At 45.9% G+C, this 19830-nt stretch carries 19 protein-coding genes and 1 pseudogene; 9 read left to right on the forward strand and 11 right to left on the reverse strand.

Annotated features, from left to right (window positions below):
• Nucleotides 1-163: 163 nt before the first annotated feature.
• Together rnc and OSC7112_RS17285 are read left to right on the forward strand one after the other, a co-directional pair.
• Nucleotides 164-868: a ribonuclease III gene (rnc, locus tag OSC7112_RS17280; protein ID WP_015177113.1), complete on the forward strand. Its 705-nt coding sequence runs from the start codon at nucleotides 164-166 to the stop codon at nucleotides 866-868.
• A gap of 381 nt (nucleotides 869-1249) precedes the next feature.
• Nucleotides 1250-2422, forward strand: coding sequence for a Gfo/Idh/MocA family protein (locus OSC7112_RS17285; protein ID WP_015177114.1), 1173 nt, complete (start codon nucleotides 1250-1252; stop codon nucleotides 2420-2422).
• 45 nt (nucleotides 2423-2467) lie between these two features.
• Here OSC7112_RS17285 and OSC7112_RS17290 read toward each other — a convergent pair whose 3' ends face one another.
• Nucleotides 2468-4513: a sensor histidine kinase gene (locus OSC7112_RS17290; RefSeq protein ID WP_015177115.1), complete on the reverse strand. Its 2046-nt coding sequence runs from the start codon at nucleotides 4511-4513 to the stop codon at nucleotides 2468-2470.
• Nucleotides 4514-5180: 667 nt separating this feature from the next.
• Between OSC7112_RS17290 and OSC7112_RS17295 the strand changes: the two genes are divergently transcribed.
• Both OSC7112_RS17295 and OSC7112_RS17300 read left to right on the forward strand, forming a co-directional pair.
• A complete protein-coding gene (locus OSC7112_RS17295; RefSeq protein WP_015177116.1) occupies nucleotides 5181-5825 on the forward strand; it encodes a class I SAM-dependent methyltransferase in 645 nt (214 codons plus the stop codon).
• A gap of 102 nt (nucleotides 5826-5927) precedes the next feature.
• Entirely contained in the window at nucleotides 5928-7424 is a 1497-nt protein-coding gene (locus OSC7112_RS17300) for a cryptochrome/photolyase family protein (protein WP_015177117.1), read from the forward strand.
• Between the two features lie 115 nt (nucleotides 7425-7539).
• Here the strand turns inward: OSC7112_RS17300 and OSC7112_RS17305 are convergent, their stop codons facing one another.
• Entirely contained in the window at nucleotides 7540-7815 is a 276-nt protein-coding gene (locus tag OSC7112_RS17305) for a hypothetical protein (RefSeq protein ID WP_223300633.1), read from the reverse strand.
• Between the two features lie 210 nt (nucleotides 7816-8025).
• On the opposite strand from OSC7112_RS17305, the gene OSC7112_RS17310 reads away from it, so the two are divergent.
• A complete protein-coding gene (locus OSC7112_RS17310; protein WP_050813024.1) occupies nucleotides 8026-8283 on the forward strand; it encodes a DUF2811 domain-containing protein in 258 nt (85 codons plus the stop codon).
• A gap of 289 nt (nucleotides 8284-8572) precedes the next feature.
• On the opposite strand, the gene groL is transcribed toward OSC7112_RS17310, so the two are convergent.
• A complete protein-coding gene (groL, locus tag OSC7112_RS17315; protein ID WP_015177119.1) occupies nucleotides 8573-10255 on the reverse strand; it encodes a chaperonin GroEL in 1683 nt (560 codons plus the stop codon).
• A 53-nt stretch (nucleotides 10256-10308) separates the two neighbouring features.
• Nucleotides 10309-10446, reverse strand: a complete 138-nt coding sequence (locus OSC7112_RS39855; protein WP_190274224.1) for a hypothetical protein — start codon at nucleotides 10444-10446, stop codon at nucleotides 10309-10311.
• A gap of 312 nt (nucleotides 10447-10758) precedes the next feature.
• Here OSC7112_RS39855 and OSC7112_RS17320 point away from each other — a divergent pair, with 312 nt between their 5' ends.
• The 3 genes from OSC7112_RS17320 (at nucleotide 10759) to OSC7112_RS17330 (ending at nucleotide 13377) form a co-directional block, all read left to right on the forward strand.
• Nucleotides 10759-12507: an ABC transporter ATP-binding protein gene (locus OSC7112_RS17320; RefSeq protein ID WP_015177120.1), complete on the forward strand. Its 1749-nt coding sequence runs from the start codon at nucleotides 10759-10761 to the stop codon at nucleotides 12505-12507.
• Nucleotides 12508-12568: 61 nt separating this feature from the next.
• Entirely contained in the window at nucleotides 12569-12808 is a 240-nt protein-coding gene (locus OSC7112_RS17325) for a hypothetical protein (RefSeq protein WP_015177121.1), read from the forward strand.
• A gap of 101 nt (nucleotides 12809-12909) precedes the next feature.
• Entirely contained in the window at nucleotides 12910-13377 is a 468-nt protein-coding gene (locus tag OSC7112_RS17330) for a hypothetical protein (RefSeq protein WP_015177122.1), read from the forward strand.
• A gap of 101 nt (nucleotides 13378-13478) precedes the next feature.
• Here OSC7112_RS17330 and OSC7112_RS17335 read toward each other — a convergent pair whose 3' ends face one another.
• The 4 genes from OSC7112_RS17335 to OSC7112_RS17350 form a co-directional block, all read right to left on the reverse strand.
• The gene (locus OSC7112_RS17335; protein ID WP_015177123.1) at nucleotides 13479-13745 is read right to left on the reverse strand and encodes a type II toxin-antitoxin system RelE/ParE family toxin; all 267 of its coding nucleotides are present in this window, start codon (nucleotides 13743-13745) and stop codon (nucleotides 13479-13481) included.
• A gap of 2 nt (nucleotides 13746-13747) precedes the next feature.
• Nucleotides 13748-13954 carry a hypothetical protein gene (locus OSC7112_RS17340; protein ID WP_015177124.1) on the reverse strand — a complete coding sequence of 69 codons (207 nt, stop codon included), beginning with the start codon at nucleotides 13952-13954 and terminating at the stop codon, nucleotides 13748-13750.
• 109 nt (nucleotides 13955-14063) lie between these two features.
• A complete protein-coding gene (gene thiO / locus OSC7112_RS17345) occupies nucleotides 14064-15173 on the reverse strand; it encodes a glycine oxidase ThiO (RefSeq protein ID WP_015177125.1) in 1110 nt (369 codons plus the stop codon).
• 299 nt (nucleotides 15174-15472) lie between these two features.
• Entirely contained in the window at nucleotides 15473-15811 is a 339-nt protein-coding gene (locus tag OSC7112_RS17350; RefSeq protein ID WP_015177126.1) for a 2Fe-2S iron-sulfur cluster-binding protein, read from the reverse strand.
• 75 nt (nucleotides 15812-15886) lie between these two features.
• Here OSC7112_RS17350 and cimA point away from each other — a divergent pair, with 75 nt between their 5' ends.
• On the forward strand, nucleotides 15887-17599 hold the full coding sequence (cimA, locus tag OSC7112_RS17355; protein WP_015177127.1) for a citramalate synthase: 1713 nt from the start codon (nucleotides 15887-15889) through the stop codon (nucleotides 17597-17599).
• Nucleotides 17600-17740: 141 nt separating this feature from the next.
• Here the strand turns inward: cimA and OSC7112_RS17360 are convergent.
• The 3 genes and pseudogenes from OSC7112_RS17360 to OSC7112_RS17370 all read right to left on the reverse strand — a co-directional run.
• Nucleotides 17741-17986 (reverse strand): annotated as a pseudogene (locus OSC7112_RS17360) (IS1/IS1595 family N-terminal zinc-binding domain-containing protein); the annotation flags it as partial.
• A 197-nt stretch (nucleotides 17987-18183) separates the two neighbouring features.
• A complete protein-coding gene (locus OSC7112_RS17365) occupies nucleotides 18184-19152 on the reverse strand; it encodes an SPFH domain-containing protein (RefSeq protein WP_015177129.1) in 969 nt (322 codons plus the stop codon).
• Nucleotides 19153-19378: 226 nt separating this feature from the next.
• Nucleotides 19379-19810 (reverse strand): NfeD family protein, encoded by a 432-nt coding sequence (locus OSC7112_RS17370; protein ID WP_015177130.1) that lies wholly within the window; start codon nucleotides 19808-19810, stop codon nucleotides 19379-19381.
• Nucleotides 19811-19830 lie beyond the last annotated feature (20 nt).

The following is a 19830-nucleotide window of genomic DNA, read 5'->3' on the forward strand; positions in this document are numbered from 1 at the left end:
ACCACAAGCAACCGGAGGAATGTTTAGTTTTTCAAGTAAAAAAAATATTAATATGAATCTGATACCAGTAAAAAAAAATAATGCCACTTTTGAAAACCTCCCAACCCGGATAGTAATCCGTGATTCCCACTTCTAAAATCTAAAATATAAAATCTAAAATGGTATGATTTATCCGGGTCGCCAAAAGCAACTTGAAACATTAATTCAAAAATTGGGACTGCCAAAGAATGCTTCGATAAAATGGCATCTCCTCGATTTAGCTTTAACTCATGCGAGCGCGTCAGCTAAGGCAAATTACGAGCAACTAGAGTTTGTCGGCGATGCAGTCGTGCGGCTGACGGCTTCGGAATTGTTGTTTGAGATTTATCCTGACTGTACAGTGGGGGAATTTGCTGCTATTCGATCGATCTTGGTGAGCGATCGCATTCTGGCTAAAATCGCTGAAAGTTACGGGTTCGATCGCTATTTAATTGTTTCCAGCAGCGCCGCCGCAGACAAAACAGGCGCTGAACCCCGGCTGGCAGATGCTTTGGAAGCGGTACTGGCTGCGCTTTATTTGAGTACCCAGACGTTAGAATTAATTCGCCCTTGGCTAGATTCTCACTTTCAACGCCTAGCGGCGGAAATCCGCAGCGATCCTGCCCGCCAAAACTACAAAGCTGCTCTCCAAGAGTTGACTCAAGGCAAATACAAAACTTTGCCCAAATATAGCGTGCAAGAAACTGGGACAGTGCAGGGCGGGGAGGATCGTTTTACCGCAGAAGTTCTCATTCAGGGAAAGTTGGTAGCAGAGGGAAAAGGTCGATCGATCAAAGCGGCCGAACAAGCAGCGGCTCAGGTAGCTTTCAATAAATTAGTTGACAGTTGACAGTTGACAGTTGACAGTTATTTGTTATTTGTTATTTGTTATTTGTTAGCTGCTAAGCTGTTGTGCATCTAATTTGAAAGTCAAATTTTCTACAATTATTGTGGAACGGGCAGGAGATCCCGTCTCTGGATTCAATTTAAATGCGCGACAGCTTACGCATTTAAATTGTAGATTCTCCGCGGGCGGGACGCCCACCCCACAAGACCGGGAATTGTTTTTAACAGACAATTTAAATGTAGAACAGCTTAGCAGCTTACCATAACCAATAACCAATAACTACTGCCAACAGTCAACAGGCAACAGTGATTTTTTTGAGTTAAAACATAGATAATAATAACAAAATATGCTATAATTACTCTGCGATTTTTGAAATTATAATTAATGAAAATCGGAATAGCTGTATTGGGTGCGGGCCGCTGGGGAGTTAACCTAATTCGCAACTTTCTCGAACATCCCAACAGCGAAGTTTTAGCGGTGGTAGACCCGAATCGAGATTCATTGGCGGCCGTTCAAAAACAGTTTAATCTGGATGCCTCGGTGATTTTAGCTACCAATTGGTCTCAAGTGCAAGCCTTGCCGGGACTGCAAGCTGTGGCGATCGCTACTCCAGCTTCAACACACTACACCCTCGCAGCAGCAGCGCTGAAACAAGGCTACCACGTCTTAGCAGAAAAACCCCTCGCCCTCAACCTGACTGAAGCAATAGAACTCTGTCAATTAGCCGAAAAACAGCAGCGGCAACTCTTCGTTGACCACACTTATCTGTTTCATCCAGCAGTCGATCGAGGCCAAAGAATTATTCAACACCATCAACTCGGAAAATTGCGCTACGGTTACGCCCAGCGCACCCATTTTGAACCGGTTCGCCATGACGTTGATGCCCTTTGGGACTTGGCCGTTCACGATATCGCTATTTTCAATACTTGGCTGGAACAAACGCCAATTGAAGTAAGGGCGATCGGCACTGTTTTTCCGAAGTCCGATGTCCGTCGGAAGAAGTTCGATGGAAGTCGGAAGAAGGAAGAAGGAAGAGGGAACAAGGAAGAAGGAATAAATCAACAAGCAGCAGAAATTGAAAATCAATTTGCTCCTGCACTGCTGACTACTAATCCTGCAGAAAAACTAGCAGATTTAGTTTGGGTAACTCTCACCTATCCCGACGGATTTCAAGCATTTATTCACCTGTGCTGGCTAAATCCCGACAAACAGCGGCGCTTAACAGTTGTTGGCAGTTTGGCAACCTTGATTTTTGACGAAATGTCGCTAGAAACTCCCCTGATTGTGCAGCGCGGCCATTCAGATTGGGGAGGCGAAGAGAATAACTCTTGTGAAAGTGCGTTAGCGCCGCAGCCAACGGGCCTCAGACACCGCGAAGTGTTGAGTTTAGAACAAGTAGAACCGCTGAGGAGAGTGTGCGATCGCTTCCTCAAATGCGTGCAAACTAATACCCCCTGTCTTACCTCTTCGGGCGCGGCCTCCGTCGAATTAATCCGCATTCTCAGCACTTTGAGCAAATCCCTCGCACTCGGCGGACAGCCCCTAATACCATTTTAGATTTTAGATTTTAGATTTTAGATTTTAGATTGGGAAAATTACTCCTCAACTTTTGAAATTTCCCTTTTCCGTTACTAAGTCCGGGCTGTGAAAATAAAAACTTGACTGCTGATTGACAGGCAAAGAAATCATCACCGTAGTACCTTGATTCACCCCCGCGCTGTGCAGGGTAATGCTTCCGATCATAGATTCCATTATCCTTCGCGAGATAGCCAAGCCCAAACCGTTACCGCCAAACCTGCGAGTTGTAGAACCATCAGCCATCACAAAAGGTTGAAACAATTTCTGCTGGTGTTCGGGATCGATACCAATTCCCGTATCTTTAATTGTCACCACCACCCAATCGCTTTGACCGCTGGGACTCGTCGTACTTTCCGCACTGCCGTTAAAACTACCAGAATTAGTCCTCGATTCTAGCCGCACAGATATATTAATGCTGCCCGACTCTGTAAACTTAACGGCATTGCTCAAAACATTTAAAAACACCTGTTTTAGCTTCTCTGGATCGGCATGAACAATAATCGGATCGTGAGGCTCTGGCAAACTTAACTTCAAGCCTTTTTCCTCAATTTGAGCCGCTTGCAAATCAATCGCGTCTTCCAGTACCTGGGTAATGTCAACTACTTCTAACATCATGGAGAAGGTGCCGGATTCTATTTTAGCAATGTCCAAAATATCATTAATAATATTCAGCAATTGCATAGACGAGTCGTGGGCCCGCTGTAAAAATTCCATTTCCTCATCTCTGTCATCGCAGTAGCCGTCCCGCACAATTTGAATAAAACCAATAATCCCGTTGAGCGGCGTTCTCAATTCATGAGAAATATTCCCCAAAAATTCATTTTTTAACTGATTGGCAACTTGCGCTTCTTTGGTTGCGACTTCCAATTCTCTGGCCCAGGATCTGAGGCGCTGCACCATGCTGTTGAGTGCTTCTGATAGTTGATTGAATTCCCTAATTTGGAAATCTTGGGGCACTGTCTGCGACGCTTCCGTATCTACTTTCATCGCGTAGTCTCTCAGTTTTTCCACAGGACGCGCCAAGTCGCGAGACAGATATAAAGTCGCGATGATACTAGCAGCAATCAAACCTACAATTAAATTAAATAAAACTTGCTGAATTTCTTCCAAACCTGACAGAGCGTAATCTAAGCGAGAGACAGCTAAAATAATCCACTTGCTGTTCTCCTGTGTAGTTGAAGGACTCGGGATAGCAGCGTATCCTGCTAGCAACTCTACACCATTTCTTTCAAAGGAAAATAGGTGGAGAAAAGCTGTTCCGCCGGCGATCGCCCTTCTGACAATACTTTTTAGTCGATCGGCATCTGCCTCTTGGTCGATATTGCGGCCCACGCGATTGATATTCGGGTGCGCCAAAATCGTCCCATCTTGGTCGATCGCCACCGTATAGCCGGCTAGAGAACCCTTGGGAGCGCTGGTTTGCACAGGCAAGGCCGAGCGCAAACTCAAAGCATAATTCAACTGCAGGGTATTGCCCCGACGAATGTAAACAGGAGCGCTCAACACCAAACTAGCTTGGCTATCGGGGCCTTCTTTACCCGCATCGGGAAAATCCTCAGCCCCCAAAGCCACCTTCCGATCGTTTGCTGTCCCCTGTCGCTGCGGAGGTAAGGACAGACTGATGTAAACGCTCTTGTCGTCCAGCAGCGTTTGCTGCTGCTGTACGGGCGGCCAAAATTTTGCCGGCAACGACTGAATCGGCTGCTGCCCGCAAGTGCTTGCTATTACTTGATTTGTCTTTAAATTAGTCAATTGCAAGCAATCAACCTGCGCTGGCAACCGCTGCCCTAATTGCGCGATAAACTTTTGATAATCCTTCGGATCTACCGACTGCAACATCGAGCTTTCCGAAGCACCGATCAGATTCGACTTCAGCGATTTCGCCCACTGTTCAATAGTGTCTGCTTTTCTGACTGCACTTTCTGTCAAGTTTTGACGAGCAGTTTCCAGAAGCGTCGAGCGTGCCTTCCGATAGGTAACATACTCCCCCACCAGTAGAACAGGTACGCTGAGCAACAAAATCCGCGACAGTAAAATACGGCGAAAGGAGGATTGACCTAACTTAACCATAGGAAATATCTAAATTAAGGTGCAACACCCAACAGCGACCATTAAAGTGAAATAAACCAGACCGAAGGCATGAATCTGTCTAGGGGGCTCTGCTGACTGAGCAACACAGCTTCAGAACAACATTTAAACACAATTATAGAAGCCACTGTAGCAATCTCGATTCTCAGTGTGTGGACTCAAAGATACTCAGCAATTTGTTTGGCAAATGCCTGTGATTTCGGTCACACTTCCCTTCTCAATTTTCGGCTCGATTGGCACCCGATCGCCCGGGGGCCCATTTTTTAGGCTGCAAAAAGCGTCGGGTGGACATACCGCAGGTGCTTGAAGCTAGAATCGCATAGATGCACTCTGACACCCAAATTAACGGGCAAAAAGTTCTGTCTCCGGCTAGTGCACAGAGAGAATTCTGCTCGATCGGACTTTTTCTTTCCGAATGCCTTCGAGAGATGGGGCATAGATGGGCGATGCGAGATTTTGCACCCTGTCAAAGATTTCTTTTGCCATCCGATTGATTCAGTGACAATAATTCACCTTTCAAACAAAAAGAATGAGACGATCGAGCTGCCGATCGACTCTGACAACCCTAATCTGGGGAACCCTTGGCCCAAACAGTACACCCGCCCTCCGTAAATTCGCGATCTCGGCAATAATCTCCCTAGCTTAATCGATGAAAAAAAACTTTAGCAATTATACGTATTATTACACAAATAACCGTCCCAGATATCATCACGCTTATTTGATATCTCCCCTTTTAGAAATGCTGGCGGCACTTCAGCAGCCCAGCAAGACAAAACTCCGAGTTTTGGATCTCGGCTGTGGCAATGGCAGCCTCAGTCACGTCATAGCAGAGCACGGCTGCGAAGTTGTCGGCGTTGACACTTCTGCACCCGGAATTGCCATCTCCCGTCAAAGTTTCCCCGAGTGTCAGTTTATCCAAGCAGATATTTACGACCTTCCAGATACCGATATTCTGAACTCATTTGATGTGGTCTTAGCTATTGAAGTAATCGAACACTTGCTTTATCCTAAAGAACTAGCAAGAACTGCAAAAAGATGCCTCAATCCGGGAGGACGACTAATTATTTCCACACCCTATCACGGCTATTTAAAAAATCTGGCTTTAGCGGTTTCTGGCAAACTAGATAAACATTTTACCGTTCTTTGGGATAACGGTCACATTAAATTTTTTTCAGTAGAGACGCTGACCAAGTTATTAACATCTGAAGGATACACCGACATAAAATTTAAATTTGCTGGTCGGTGTCCCTATCTTTGGAAATCAATGTTATGCTCTAGTAAGTTTTCAGGATAACCTGAAAACTTATGAGTTGTTAGTTGTCAATAAATTAAGTTTATTGACTAGACTACCAGACCTCATAAAAAGTAAAAAATAAGTTTCACTAAAAAAAGTAAAATGACTGTTGGCGTTTGGATATTAGGCGATCAACTGTGGCAGAACCAAGCTGCTCTCAACCGCACAGACGATAAATCCTCCCTACCTATAATTTTAATTGAATCTTGGCAGCACGTTCAACAGCGGCGCTACCACCAGCAAAAATTAGTATTAATTTGGTCGGCAATGCGGCACTTCGCTAAAGAATTGCGCGGCGGTGGATGGCAAGTTACTTACACAAAATCGGAGGACTTTGAAGCACCTCTCAAAGCTTGGATACAAGCTCACAATATCACCGAAGTGCGGGTGATGGCTCCGAACGATAGACTTTTTTTACAGATCGTTCAAAACTTGCAACTCCCCTGTCAAATAACCCTAATTCCCAACAATCAATTCCTCTGGACAGAAACAGAATTCAAAGATTGGGCTTCAAGCCGCAAACGTTTGTTAATGGAAGACTTCTATCGAGCCAGCCGCCAACGTTTTCAAGTTTTAATGGATAGCAGCAATAAACCTGTGGGAGGGAAGTGGAATTTTGACAAAGAAAATCGTCAGCCACCAAAAGGAAAACTGGATACACCGAAACCTCTCTGGTTTGAACCGGACGCCATAACTCAAGAAGTTATCGCACAAGTTAAATCTCTATCTTTCCCAACTTACGGCAAGATTGAACCTTTTCGCTGGGGAGTTACACGGGAGCAAGCAATGCAAGTATTAGATAATTTCATCGAACAGTGTCTCCCCGCTTTTGGCCCTTATCAAGACGCGATGGTAACGGGGGAGGAAACAATGTGGCATTCCCTAATTTCTCCCTATCTCAATATTGGCTTGCTGCATCCTTTAGAAGTTATTCAAGCGGCCGAAACAGCCTACCTCGAAAAAAACTTAAATTTAAACGGCGTCGAAGGTTTTATCCGCCAAATTCTCGGCTGGCGAGAATACATGCGCGGTATGTATTTTTACGTGGATGCTGATTATTTTGAGAAGAATTGGTTCAACCACACTCAGCCGCTGCCGGAGTTTTTTTGGGACGCTAGTAAAACAGATATGAACTGTTTGCGCCAAGTTTTAACTCAAGTCGAAGGCAGCGGTTACGCGCACCATATCCAGCGGTTGATGATTTTGAGCAATTTTGGTCTAATTGCGGGAATCTCGCCCCAGGAGCTAGAAAAATGGTTCCACAGTGCGTTTGTGGATGCCTATGACTGGGTAATGCAGACTAATGTGCTGGGCATGGGTTTGTTTGCTGACGGCGGTGTGTTGGCCTCGAAGCCCTATGCTGCTTCTGCCAATTACATTAATAAAATGAGCGATTATTGTCGGGGGTGCAAATTCGATCGCACAGTGCGATCGGGCGAAAATGCTTGTCCCTTCAACTTCTTCTACTGGGATTTCCTAGCGCGCCACCGGGACAAACTTCAGTCGATCGGTCGCATGAGCTTTATCTTAGCCAATCTCGACAAAATGCCGCCGGCAGAATTGGCAACCATCCGCCAAAAAGCGGCAGAGTGGCACTGAGTCAGTTGACAGTTGTCAGTTGTCATTTGTCATTTGTCAGTTTTCAGTTGTCATTTGTTAATCCTTTGCAGTGGCTAATAACAAATAACCAATAACATTAATCAACAGTCAACAGTCAACAGTCAACAGTCAACAATGCCCCATGCCCCATGCCCCATGCCCCATGCCCCATGCCCCATCCCCCATCCCCTTTGCAATTCTTATTTTTTCCCTGACTTTTCCCTAAACATTCCACAGCGTTTCCCCAGGCAAGTCTGAGGTTTTCCACAGATGCGACAAAGTTTTCCACAGAAATTAACGGCACGGTAGCATCTTGCTGCGGAATTGGGGATTTCCTTAACTTGCTGCCTAATTCCTCATAAACCTCCCAACACATAAAGATATGTAACAAAAAATGCCCTGAAAAGCTGATTATTTGGTAAACCTTTTTTTTATCTAAAGGACTTTGTAATATTTCGCAACATTGACAAACCCACCCCCTCATAGCGCACAATGATGCGACCGACCTAAAAAAAGCGCTCTGATTTCGGCTGTGCCTGCACCTGTATCCGGCCGAAGGGGGGGTTCTGTTTTCAATTTATTAGCGAGACTAAAAAAAATGATGAACCCAACAGTCAGTATTTTTGCTGAAATTCCCGAAACGCTGCACGATTCTCTCAAAACTTACCTGGAAACCCATCCCGAATGGGATCTAGACCGAGTATTTTGCGCGGCCCTGTCGCTGTTTTTGTTGCAGAATGCCGATAGCGGTACGCCTGAAGCTTCGCGCAGTTATCGCCAAGCTGCGAGAGTGTATCTCGAAACTCTGTTTCAATCTCCTCAAGACTTGCACAGCAACAATGTAACTCCGTCATCTTAAAGGAGAAGGGGAGAGGGGGAGACGCGGTTTCTGGGAAGGATTTGAGTTGACCGAGAGGGCGCGCACTGCATAGGTGGCAACTCAAGCTTAAAATCCCTGAAAACTATCGCTTGTAGCTTAATGCCGCGCCCCATTGCATCTCCCGAATCGTTGCGGGGACTTTGATAGCTTCAAGTCCCCCCGGACTATCAGGGGAGGCCGGGGGGATAAGCTGCCTTAATCGTCAAACAGTAGACGGGTAGTACATAAGACGCGCTTGTTTACACGCATGGTGCTTAATGGCTGAAGACTACATCATGCCCATGCCGCCCATGCCGCCCATGCCGCCCATGCCGCCCATGCCGCCCATGCCGCCCATGCCGCCCATGTCGCCCATGTCGCCGCCGGCTTTTTTCTTCTCGGGTTTTTCGACAATCACAGCTTCAGTGGTCAGCACCATACCAGCAATGGAACCGGCATTTTGCAAAGCCGATCGCACCACCTTAGCGGGGTCAATAATCCCGGCGGCAATCATATCTTCGTACACGTCGGTGAGAGCGTTGTAGCCAATGTTGAACTCGCTTGCCCGCACTCGTTCGATGACGATGGAACCTTCAACGCCGGCATTATCAGCAATTTGACGCAAAGGTGCTTCCAAAGCTTTCTTCACCAAGTCAGCGCCTACTTGTTCTTCGGTGTCTAAAGTATTTGCGATCGCATCTATTTTTGTAATCAGGTGAATTAGGGTCGTGCCACCTCCGGCAACGATACCTTCTTCCACAGCAGCTTTAGTAGCGTTCAGAGCGTCTTCAATACGCAGTTTACGGTCTTTGAGCTCGGTTTCGGTAGCTGCGCCGACTTTAATGACAGCGATGCCGCCGGCGAGTTTGGCGATGCGTTCGGTCAATTTTTCCTTGTCGTACTCGGAATCCGTCGCTTCTAGCTGCTTGCGGATTTGTTCGATCCGTTTGTGCACGTCAGCTTTGTGTTCGTCGCCAGCAACAATGATCGTGTTTTCTTTGTCGATCGTAATTTTGCGGGCGGTACCGAGCATTTCTAGAGTTGCGGTATCGATGCTGAGTCCGACTTCTTCGGAAATCAGTTGACCGCCGGTGAGTACGGCGATATCTTGAAGCATAGCTTTGCGCCGATCGCCAAAACCAGGAGCTTTGGTAGCTGCAATATTCAATACGCCGCGGGCTTTGTTGACTACCAGTGTTGCCAAAGCTTCGCCTTCAATATCTTCGGCGATAATTAGGAACGGTTGACCGGTGCGGGCGATTTTTTCGAGAACTGGAATTAGTTCTTGAATCGAGCTAATTTTTTTGTCGGTAATCAGGATGCGAGCGTTTTCGTAATCAACTTCCATGCGATCGCCGTTAGTGACGAAATACGGAGAAAGATATCCGCGATCGTACTGCATCCCTTCGACAACTTCCAATTCCGTTGTCAGAGATTTCGACTCTTCAACAGTAATTACGCCGTCTTTCGTGACTTTTTCCATTGCTTGGGCAATCATGGCGCCGACTTCTTCGTCGTTACCTGCGGAGACAGTGGCGACCTGAGCAATGGCGCTGCCTTCGACGGGTTTCGCCAATTTCTCGATTTCCTGCACCAAGTGGGCGATCGTTTTTTCAATACCCCGGCGCAGCGCGACTGGGTTGGCGCCTGCTGCGACATTCTTCAAACCTTCGCGAATGAGGGATTGAGCTATAACCGTTGCGGTTGTTGTGCCGTCGCCTGCGATATCCTTAGTTTTGGAGGCGACTTCTTGAATTAAGCGAGCGCCGGCATTTTCCAGGGGATCTTCGAGCTCGATATCCCTAGCAACGGTGATACCGTCGTTAACAATTTGGGGACTGCCGTATTTCTTTTCCAATAGGACGTTCCGGCCTTTCGGGCCCAAGGTGATGCGGACAGCATCGGCGAGTTGATTGACGCCGCGTTCTAGTGCCCGCCGAGATTTGTCGCTAAATGCAACTATTTTGGTCATGTTTGTCTCCAATCGCTTACATTAGCAAATTTAGCACTCTCTGAGTCTGAGTGCTAAGCCGATCGATTTTTGATTGTAGCGCGCCTCAACGGTGCGGGGGGTTGGGGGGACGGATTGGAGATTTGGGCAAGCTCGTTCCGGGTGGCTAAGGACAGGGCAATGCCGTGTCCCCACATATCTCGTGTCGCCACAGATATAATGTGGTTTGTTACATATCGATATAATCAGGTTCTGGTTGAGGCCAAAACCTAATTTTGATGGCGCGTCATCCCAAAGCAGAATTTTTATTAAAATTTTCTTAACTTGTGTTTTCGGTCATCTACCTTTCGATAGAGCTTCTATTCTTTTTTCCAACTTCTACCTTCTATAGCAACCACGCCCGACGATGATGACGTTCTTAATTGCTGAAACATGAGCTGAAGATTGCGCCTTCCTTCTTCCTTATTCCTTCTTCCTTCTTACTTCTTCCTTTCCTCAATCAATCTCAAATTACCCACTAACACATGGCTCGTTATTCTAGACTGCAAAAACTCGGCTCTTATATGCGCCCGCACTGGAAACCAACATTCTGGGGCGTTTTTTCGCTATTAGTTGTCAATGCTGTGGGCGTTTACATTCCCCTGCTGATTCGGAATGCAGTTGACACTCTGCAAATTGCGACTAAATTTGACCAAGTTTTCAACTACGTGCTACTGATTCTGCTACTCGCCTCAATCATGTGGGTGATTCGGATGGCGTCGCGGATTTTGCTGTTTGGCGTCGGGCGTCAAGTCGAATTTGACCTCAAACAGCAAATATTTAATCATGTATTAACATTAGAACCGTCTTATTTTGCAGCCAATACGGTAGGAGATTTAATTAACCGCGCTACTTCCGATTTGGACAATATTCGGCGCTTGGTGGGGTTTGCGGTGCTGAGTTTGGCAAATACGGCATTTGCCTATGCTTTGACTTTACCGGTGATGCTGGGGATTAATGTAAGGCTGACGCTGCTGGCGATCGCAGTTTATCCTTTCATGCTGGTTTTGGTACAGTTATTTAGCGACAAACTTCGCATCCAACAGTTAGCCGTGCAAGAGGAACTGTCGGCGATGAGCGATTTAATTCAGGAAGATATGAGCGGGATGTCCGTAATTAAAATCTACGCTCAAGAAGAAAACGAACGCCGAGCTTTTCGCAATTCCAACGCACAGTTGCTATCAGCAAATTTGGAATTAGCAAAAACTAGAAACTTTATTTTTCCGCTGCTGGGCGGTTTGGCAAGCATCAGTTTGTTGGTACTGCTTTCTGCTGGTGGCGGGGCAATTGCTAATGGCCAAATTAGCATTGGCGATTTTGTGGCGTTGCTGATTTATGTCGAGCGTTTGGTGTTTCCGACGGCGCTGTTGGGTTTCACAATTACTGCTTACCAGCGGGGAGAAGTGAGTGTCGATCGCATCGAATCAATTCTGACTGTGGAACCGCAAATTAAGGATGCTGCCGGTGCAGTTGAACTGCCAACTCCAGTCAAAGGCGAAATTGTCGCCCGCCATCTACATTATACTTATCCCGGTGCTAATACACCCGCGCTTAAAAATGTTTATTTTACCATAAAACCGGGCGAAACTGTCGCAATTGTCGGGGCGATCGGCTCGGGCAAATCTACTTTAGCTAATGCGCTGCCACGCTTGCTAGATATCGATCCGGGCGAGTTATTTTTAGACGGACAGGATATTACCAAGGTAAAATTGACCGAATTGCGCGGGGCGATCGCCTACGTTCCCCAAGAAAGTTTTCTGTTCGGCACAACCATCAAGAATAACATCCGCTACGGAAACCCTTTAGCGGAACAGCCGGAGATTGAAGCGGCGGCAAAACAAGCGCAAATTCACGCCGAAATCCTCAACTTTCCGCAGCAGTACAAAACAGTTGTCGGCGAGCGCGGCATTACTTTATCAGGCGGACAGCGGCAGCGGACGGCACTTGCTCGCGCTTTGTTAGTTGACGCCCCGGTGTTAATTTTGGATGACGCTCTTTCCAGCGTTGACAATCAAACTGCTACCGACATTTTGCAAAACTTGGCAACAGGAACCGATCGCAAAACAGTAATTTTTATCTCGCATCAAATGTCAGCGGCGGCTACTGCCGATCGCATTTTTGTGATGGAGAGAGGAGAAATAGTTCAGACCGGCACTCACGCTGAATTGGTAGGGCAAACAGGGCTTTATCAGTATTTGTGGAACCAGCAAAAATTAGAGGAATTGCTGCATTGACAAGTGACCGATACTTTGAGTTATCTAGAGTTAGACCCTAGATAAGCAGGAAGGCATTAATATGATTGGTTGGTTGCACGATCGGCATTCGGTGATATATGCCGCTATTTTTGCTGGCATCGTCTGTGCCACACTTTACCGTAGCGGGTTCTACCCCAACTCGATCGCACGCTCAAAAGTTGGGCTACTCGCGAAAACTTTTGATTGGCGGGCTATAGGGGCGATCGACAAACAGCCCGCCCCGGAAACCAAAGCTGACACAACATCCAGAACCCCAGAGGATTTTGGCTCAACTCCTTGAGAAGAGAATTTGAGGAACGATCGCAATTGCCTGCGTTTTTTGTGCTCGGAGATAGCTCGGATTTGCTACAATCTAATCGCACACGCGACTAGAAATGGGTTATGACCGAACTATTAGATGAGACGCTTTCTATTGAAATGGCCGCTCGCATCAAAAGCAACCGTAAAAACTGCTTTGACAACGCCTGTAAAGCAGCGTTAGCCACAGAGGGCGCGATTTATGTTCAAGGCTTTTTAGCTGTGCCCGGAGTGCCATACAAACCCATCGAGTATAGCTGGATTGAACTCGACGAGCGAATTGTTGACCCAACCTTTCCCCATCTCGGTTTCATCGCTCAAGACATTCATTACTTCCCAGTCCAGCGCTTCAGCGTCAAGAAACTCAAAGCAATCCTAGAAGAATCAAAAGAAGATTATCCTGAAGACGACCCGCTGCCGATTTATGGCAATCAACCTTATGAATATTACGGCGATTTGATGTTAGGCGGTAGCGATTACCAAAATGCTTACGATTTGGCTGCCGCTAAATGCAGGGAATTAAACAAACCCAAAAAACAGGATGAGAACTAATTCAGGACTTACCAAAAAATTGTTGGATGCGCCTATTATAGCAGTAAGGTACGCATTGTGCACCCTACAGATATAAATTACTGTAGCAATTGTTCGGTCGATTAATATACTTCATCATGACTTCCTAAATCTACAAACACGGCTTTTCCGTCTTCTGTAAAGTAGAAAAGTACCCTTTCGTCGTAATCTACGCTAAAGCTCCAAAACTCCTTGAGCCTACCGGACAATTTATGAGTTTTTAAGCTTGGTTCAAACGGCTCTCTGATGAACAGTTCCAGCTTTTGCCAAAACCTAGCCTCCAAATCAGCATCGCCTTTGATCCGCTTTTTGAAAGCACGCTTGAATGAAGAACTGAAACTGACTTCCACGATTATTCCTCTATCATTACTCTGAGTTCATTGATGTTCGCGAAAAATTTCAGTTCACCTTTTTGTTGTTCAATCTGCGCTGACTTAAAGTTTTGATACATCTCTTCGCGACGTTCTTCCCGGAGATATTGCTTCAACAACAGTTGAAGCTCTTGCTTTTCGTCAGTAGAAAGATTCTTGATCGTCTCGACCACATCACTGAAAGTCATAATTTACAAAACCCTATTGTCCTGATTAGATTATAGCAAAAAATATCCTTTTGGTTGACTTTCGTTTCTTCCCGGCTCTGCATCGTCTTAAAAAAAGCAAAAAATCTCACTATTTACCATTTTCAAACTTCCCAGATTCAGGAAACCTCGAATAATGAAAAGCAGCCAATAACGGATCTAACTTTTGCTCCCACATCAAATCAGCCAACAATTTAGCCGTCACCGGAGCCAACAAAATGCCATTGCGGTAATGCCCCGTAGCCCATGTCAAATTCTCCCAAGCACTAGCACCCAAAATCGGCAACTCATCAGGAGTAGCAGGGCGAAATCCCCACCAAAACTCCAGAATTGGATAATTTTGTAATTCGGGATATAACTTAATCGATCCTGCTAGCAAACTTTGGATTCCCGCAGGCGTATTTCCCGGCGTGAAATCCACATTTTCGCTAGTTGCGCCAATAATAATTCTGCCATCTTGACGCGGCACAATATAAATGCCAGTCCCAAATAAAACGGTTTGCAGGGGCTGGATAACTCCACAATCTTCTGGTACACATACTGACAGCATTTGTCCCTTTCTTGGAAAAACAGGAACATTCAATAACTGCTCAGACCAAGCACCCGCCGCCACAACATAACGGTCTGCTTGCAATTTTCCTGATGTTGTTTCAATGCCAACAACTCGGTTTCCCTGCCGAATAATTTCCCCTGCATTGCCTTGAATAATCTCAATCTGCAATTCTTTAGTTGCGGTCTGAAGCGTCCGAAACAAAGCGCGGTTGTCAACTTGAGCGTCGTCAGGATACCACCAACCGCCAATTACTTCTTGACCTAATCCAAACTGGTGCTGGCGAACAGTATCTCCGTCCAACCATTGATAATTAAGGTTTGACAAAAGCGGCTTTTCTTGAGGCTCATTTTGACAAACTGGTGCGAGAATTCCCGATCGCCAATATCCCGTTTTCAATCCGGTAATATCTTCTAGCTGTTCCACCCAGGCGGGATACAGGGCGCGGCTTTGCAAGCACAAATCCAGCATCGGACTGGGGGGAATTCGTTCGGCTTGCGGGGCAAGCATTCCAGCGGCAGCCCGGGCCGTGGGTTGTTTAGAATCGGCGGTGAGAACTGCGACAGATGCCCCTCGCAATTTGAGTTCAACTGCTAGCGAAAGGCCAATTATTCCGCCGCCAATAATCAGAATATCTTTAGATGAATTCATTAACTTTTATATGGACTTTCTGAACTTTTTGACAATCAAGCATCTAGGATACAAGCCCCCGGATTCATCCGTCCAGAAATAAAAAAAACGTGTATCCGAGAAACTTGCCCCCCGAATTTATCTCGCGCAAGTCAATGCTTCAATTCTTTAATCTAAAATCTCAAATCTAAAATCGATTGACCTCTCGGATTTCTTTATGGTAAGGTGCCCCGCGTGCACCTTACAGTGAGAATTCTTCCACAAGTCTGACAGATTATCTGGCAAGGCGATCGTCCTCTCTGCCTTCCTTAACAAAAAATCTATGCTTGTGGTTTCCAGACAGTTTCAGAACCTTGACCCCAGAAACCGTCATGTTTTGTCACCTTAATATCGCCTAAAACCTTGGTTTGGCAGGACAAACGGCGGTTGGAGGCGGGAGAATGGGGAGGAACCGAAAGTCTCGCTTTTTCCCGCCACTGGGGCTCGGAAACTTCGCCCTCGACGGTGACGGCGCAGGTGCCGCAAGTGCCGAGCCCGTGGCAGTTGATGACTTTGGCGTTGCCGTTGTAGAGATCGATGCCGTTTTTGAGCAAAACTTCACGGAGATTGGCTCCGCGATCGCACTCAAATGTTTTTCCTTGCGCTTGTACCTTGACCACAGCAATTTACCCCAGTTAGATTTATGTTAATTTTCCTATATATTATCGCATTAAATTCCAATAAATTCATCTAATATGGTAAGTGATATATTACCAATTTCTCGATCGCAATTTCCCATGACAAATCGGCTCTGGATCTACGATACCACGCTGCGAGACGGTGCTCAGTGCGAGGGACTCTGCTTATCTCTCGAAGACAAACTGCGAATTGCTCGGCAGTTAGACAGTTTAGGAATTCCCTTTATTGAAGGCGGCTGGCCGGGGGCGAATCCTAAAGACGTACAATTTTTTTGGCGTCTCAAAGAACAGCCCCTAACTCAAGCAGAAGTTGTAGCTTTTTGTTCGACTAGGCGGCCGGGAACTACGGCAGCTAATGATGAAATGTTGCAGGCTATTTTGTCCGCCGGTACTCGCTGGGTGACGCTGTTTGGCAAGTCGTGGGATTTGCACGTTATTGAAAGTTTGAAGACCACGCTAGAAGAAAATCTGGCGATGATTCGAGATACAATTGAATATTTGCGGAGTCAGGGAAGGCACGTTATTTACGATGCCGAACACTGGTTTGACGGCTACAAACACAATCGAGATTATGCTATTAAAACTTTAGAAGTAGCCGCCGATGCCGGCGCAGAATGGCTAGTGCTTTGCGATACTAACGGCGGTACTTTGCCGCACGAAGTCAGTCAGGTTGTTCGCGAGGTGGCAGAAATAATAGAAAGTTGGGATATTTCTGAATCCGAAATTTACCCCCCCCAACCCCCCCTTATTAAGGGGGGGAGAAAGTCTAAAATTCAACTGGGAATTCACACTCACAACGACTCTGGAGTTGCAGTTGCTAATGCTTTGGCTGCGGTGCAGGAAGGGGTGACGATGGTGCAGGGAACTATAAACGGTTACGGCGAACGCTGCGGCAATGCCGATTTATGTTCCTTGATTCCTAATTTTCAGCTCAAATTGGGTCTTGATTGCATTCAAGACGAGCAATTAGTTAAATTAACTCAGGTTAGCCGATCGATTAGTGAAATTGTCAATCTTGCTCCCGACGATCGTGCTCCTTTTGTCGGTCTTTCGGCTTTTGCTCACAAAGGCGGAATTCACGTATCGGCGGTTGAGAAAAATCCGTTAACTTACGAACATTTGGAACCGGAAAAAATTGGCAACAGGCGGCGAATTGTGATTTCCGATCAAGCTGGTTTGAGCAATGTTTTGGCGAAGGCCCGCACTTTTGGCATGGATCTCGATCGCAAAAATCCTGCTTGCCGCCAAATTTTGGAAAAATTGAAAGATTTGGAAAGTCAGGGATATCAATTTGAGGGTGCGGAGGCTTCTTTTGAATTGTTAATGCGGGAGGCCTTGGGCAAGCGCAAGCGTTTATTTGAAATCAAAGGGTTTCAAGTTCACTGCGATAAAGGTAGGGAGGAAACAGTTAATTCTTTAGCAACTGTGAAAGTGACTGTTAACGGTCAAGATATTCTGGAATGCGCGGAAGGAAACGGGCCTGTTTCGGCACTTGATGCGGCTTTGCGGAAGGCTTTGCGGAATTTTTATCCGGCAATTACTGATTTTAACTTAACCGATTATAAGGTGCGAATTCTGGACGGATGTGCGGGAACTTCTGCTAAAACTCGCGTGTTGGTTGAGTTTAGTAACGGTCAAGACCGCTGGACGACTGTTGGGGTTTCTGGTAATATTTTGGATGCTTCTTATCAAGCGGTTGTTGAGGGTTTGGAGTATGGTTTGGTGTTGGGAGATAGGGAGGCGATCGTTTTAACTGTGTCGAGTTATTAGGTTAACGGCGAAGAGAAGTTGCCTGAATATCGATGTTTAAATAGATACCAGGCGATTGCAAGAGAGGGTTTGCCAATTTAAAAAAGGTGAAACCTAAAATTTTGCATCATTCTTAATAAGGATTTTATGGGCTGTGAGTTATCCTAGTTGTTTAACCCAATTCATAATTGTCGTATGATGTACACCTTTGACTCTTTCAATCTCCCTAAAACCCATGCCATTAACATACATTTGTAGGCATTCGTCTTTCACTTCTTGAGCATAACCTCTGTGCTGTTCATAGCAGTCTATAAATTGTCTACCACAGGTAACACACAGGTAGTTCTGCTTACCTTTTTTTCGCCCATTTTTATTGATATGAGTTGACTTACATTCAGGACATTTCATAGAATATGACTTGTGTTAAATGGTTTTTTGTGAATTGCTCTCAGAATCAATTATATCTTAATTCAGCAACGCCGATTATTTAATAATGTGGTGCGTGATGACACACTCATTTTTGCTATTCATGCTAACTCTGTATGAGGAGTTTCATCCCTCATACAGAGTTAGCAGTCTCTTTCAATTGCCCATTCTAGCTAAGACTACTTTTTCACCTCATTATTATTACCTTCCCCAACGATCGATCGCATTCCTTCGAGGGTAGCGGGAATGCTGCGCGGGTCCATAAACATCACCTTGCTGCTGTCGCTGGTGCCAATTTTTAGACCCATATCCAGATAGTTTTGAGCTAACAAAAATTGTAAAGCTTCCCGGGCAGTGGGGTCATTTTGCAGAGTTTTGGCGATTATTTGCAAGGCCTCAGAAGTAGCTTGAGCTTTCAAAACTTGACTTTGGCGTTCTGCTTGAGCTTTCAGGACGATCGCCTTTTGTTGAGCTTCCGCCTCCAAAATAGTCGCTTTTTGGCGCGCTTCTGCATCTAGAACTTGCGCTTCTGCTTTACCTTTGGCGCTGTTAACTGCTGACTCGCGTTCTCCCTCGGATGTCAGAATTAGCGCCCGCTTCCGTCGATCGGCTGCCATCTGCAATTCCATCGATTCCTGTACAGTTTTAGAAGGGATAATATCGCGCAATTCTACCCGCGTTACTTTGACTCCCCAAGGATCGGTAACAATATCTAAATCTCTGAGCAAGATTTCATTAATTTGAGAACGAGCAGTAAAGGTTTGTTCGAGATCCAGTTGACCCATTTCGGCGCGAATTTGAGTCAGCACCATATTTACCATTGCTGACTGGAGATTTTCTACTTTGTAACAGGCTTTTTCCAAGTCTACAATGCGCCAGTAAACCACAGCATCAACGGTGATGGAAACGTTATCGCGGGTAATACAAGCTTGCGGGGGAACATCTAAGACTTTTTCCCGAATTGTTTGCTCGTACACGACGCGATCGAGAAACGGCTTGACAAAATTCAAACCGGGTTCCAGTCTCCTGCCGCTGTATTTACCTAAAGTTTCCACCAGCGCTTCATTTCCCTGATTGATAATCTTGACGGAACCTGCGAGGGCTGAGCCGCCCAGTGCTAAAAATACAAGTAAAAAAAATTGTTCCACGGTCGCCTCCTATAAATGTTGACTGTTGACTGTTGACTGTTGACTGTTGACTGTTTTTAGTGGTCAGTGGTTATTTGTTAATTGTTAGTTGTTCGTTCTAATAACCAATAACCAATAACTACTAACCAGTGACCAATAACCAGTGACCAATGACTGATGACTGATGACTGATGACTGATGACTGATGACTAACTACTAATTTCCTGTGATTAATTACGCATTTTGTTTAAGAATGCAATAAATTTTCTGGCAAAACTATCAGAGTAGTGCCTTTCCGTCCCACGACAATTACGTTTTGGTTGGGGGGGATAGTGACCTTGGTGTCTTCGCAGCGAGCTTGCCAAGAATTCCCCTCATAAATGACTCGGCCGGCTTCTCCGGGGGGAATTTCTGTTAAAGTTTTGGCTTCCTGAGAATCTGCGATCGCCCTTGCCGTGCCTTTTGGTATCAACCGCCGGGACAGCAGCACAAAAACTGTCGAAAATACCATCCACAGGAATATTTGTAAATTAACGTAAGGTAGAACTAGAGAGCATCCAGCTACGGCGAAGGCGCTCAGTCCCATCATAAAAGCGACAAAAGCAGTCGGGAGAAATAGCTCTGTCAAACAGAGCAAAGACCCAGCTAGCAGCCAAAGGAGCGTCGGAGTCCAGATCATAAAAAGAATAGGTGATACTA

The sequence above is a fragment of the Oscillatoria nigro-viridis PCC 7112 genome (assembly GCF_000317475.1).
Lineage (GTDB): Bacteria > Cyanobacteriota > Cyanobacteriia > Cyanobacteriales > Microcoleaceae > Microcoleus > Microcoleus nigroviridis.

Excerpts from the sequence above, each read along its gene's own strand:
- OSC7112_RS17300 (WP_015177117.1), top strand. The coding sequence starts at position 5,928 with ATGACTGTTGGCGTTTGGATATTAGGCGATCAACTGTGGCAGAACCAA.
- rnc (WP_015177113.1), top strand. The coding sequence starts at position 164 with ATGATTTATCCGGGTCGCCAAAAGCAACTTGAAACATTAATTCAAAAA.
- OSC7112_RS17320 (WP_015177120.1), top strand. The coding sequence starts at position 10,759 with ATGGCTCGTTATTCTAGACTGCAAAAACTCGGCTCTTATATGCGCCCG.
- OSC7112_RS17310 (WP_050813024.1), top strand. The coding sequence starts at position 8,026 with ATGAACCCAACAGTCAGTATTTTTGCTGAAATTCCCGAAACGCTGCAC.
- cimA (WP_015177127.1), top strand. The coding sequence starts at position 15,887 with ATGGTAAGTGATATATTACCAATTTCTCGATCGCAATTTCCCATGACA.
- thiO (WP_015177125.1), bottom strand. The coding sequence starts at position 15,173 with ATGAATTCATCTAAAGATATTCTGATTATTGGCGGCGGAATAATTGGC.
- OSC7112_RS17370 (WP_015177130.1), bottom strand. The coding sequence starts at position 19,810 with ATGATCTGGACTCCGACGCTCCTTTGGCTGCTAGCTGGGTCTTTGCTC.
- OSC7112_RS17285 (WP_015177114.1), top strand. The coding sequence starts at position 1,250 with ATGAAAATCGGAATAGCTGTATTGGGTGCGGGCCGCTGGGGAGTTAAC.
- OSC7112_RS17325 (WP_015177121.1), top strand. The coding sequence starts at position 12,569 with ATGATTGGTTGGTTGCACGATCGGCATTCGGTGATATATGCCGCTATT.
- OSC7112_RS17290 (WP_015177115.1), bottom strand. The coding sequence starts at position 4,513 with ATGGTTAAGTTAGGTCAATCCTCCTTTCGCCGTATTTTACTGTCGCGG.
- OSC7112_RS17340 (WP_015177124.1), bottom strand. The coding sequence starts at position 13,954 with ATGACTTTCAGTGATGTGGTCGAGACGATCAAGAATCTTTCTACTGAC.
- OSC7112_RS17295 (WP_015177116.1), top strand. The coding sequence starts at position 5,181 with ATGAAAAAAAACTTTAGCAATTATACGTATTATTACACAAATAACCGT.
- OSC7112_RS17330 (WP_015177122.1), top strand. The coding sequence starts at position 12,910 with ATGACCGAACTATTAGATGAGACGCTTTCTATTGAAATGGCCGCTCGC.
- groL (WP_015177119.1), bottom strand. The coding sequence starts at position 10,255 with ATGACCAAAATAGTTGCATTTAGCGACAAATCTCGGCGGGCACTAGAA.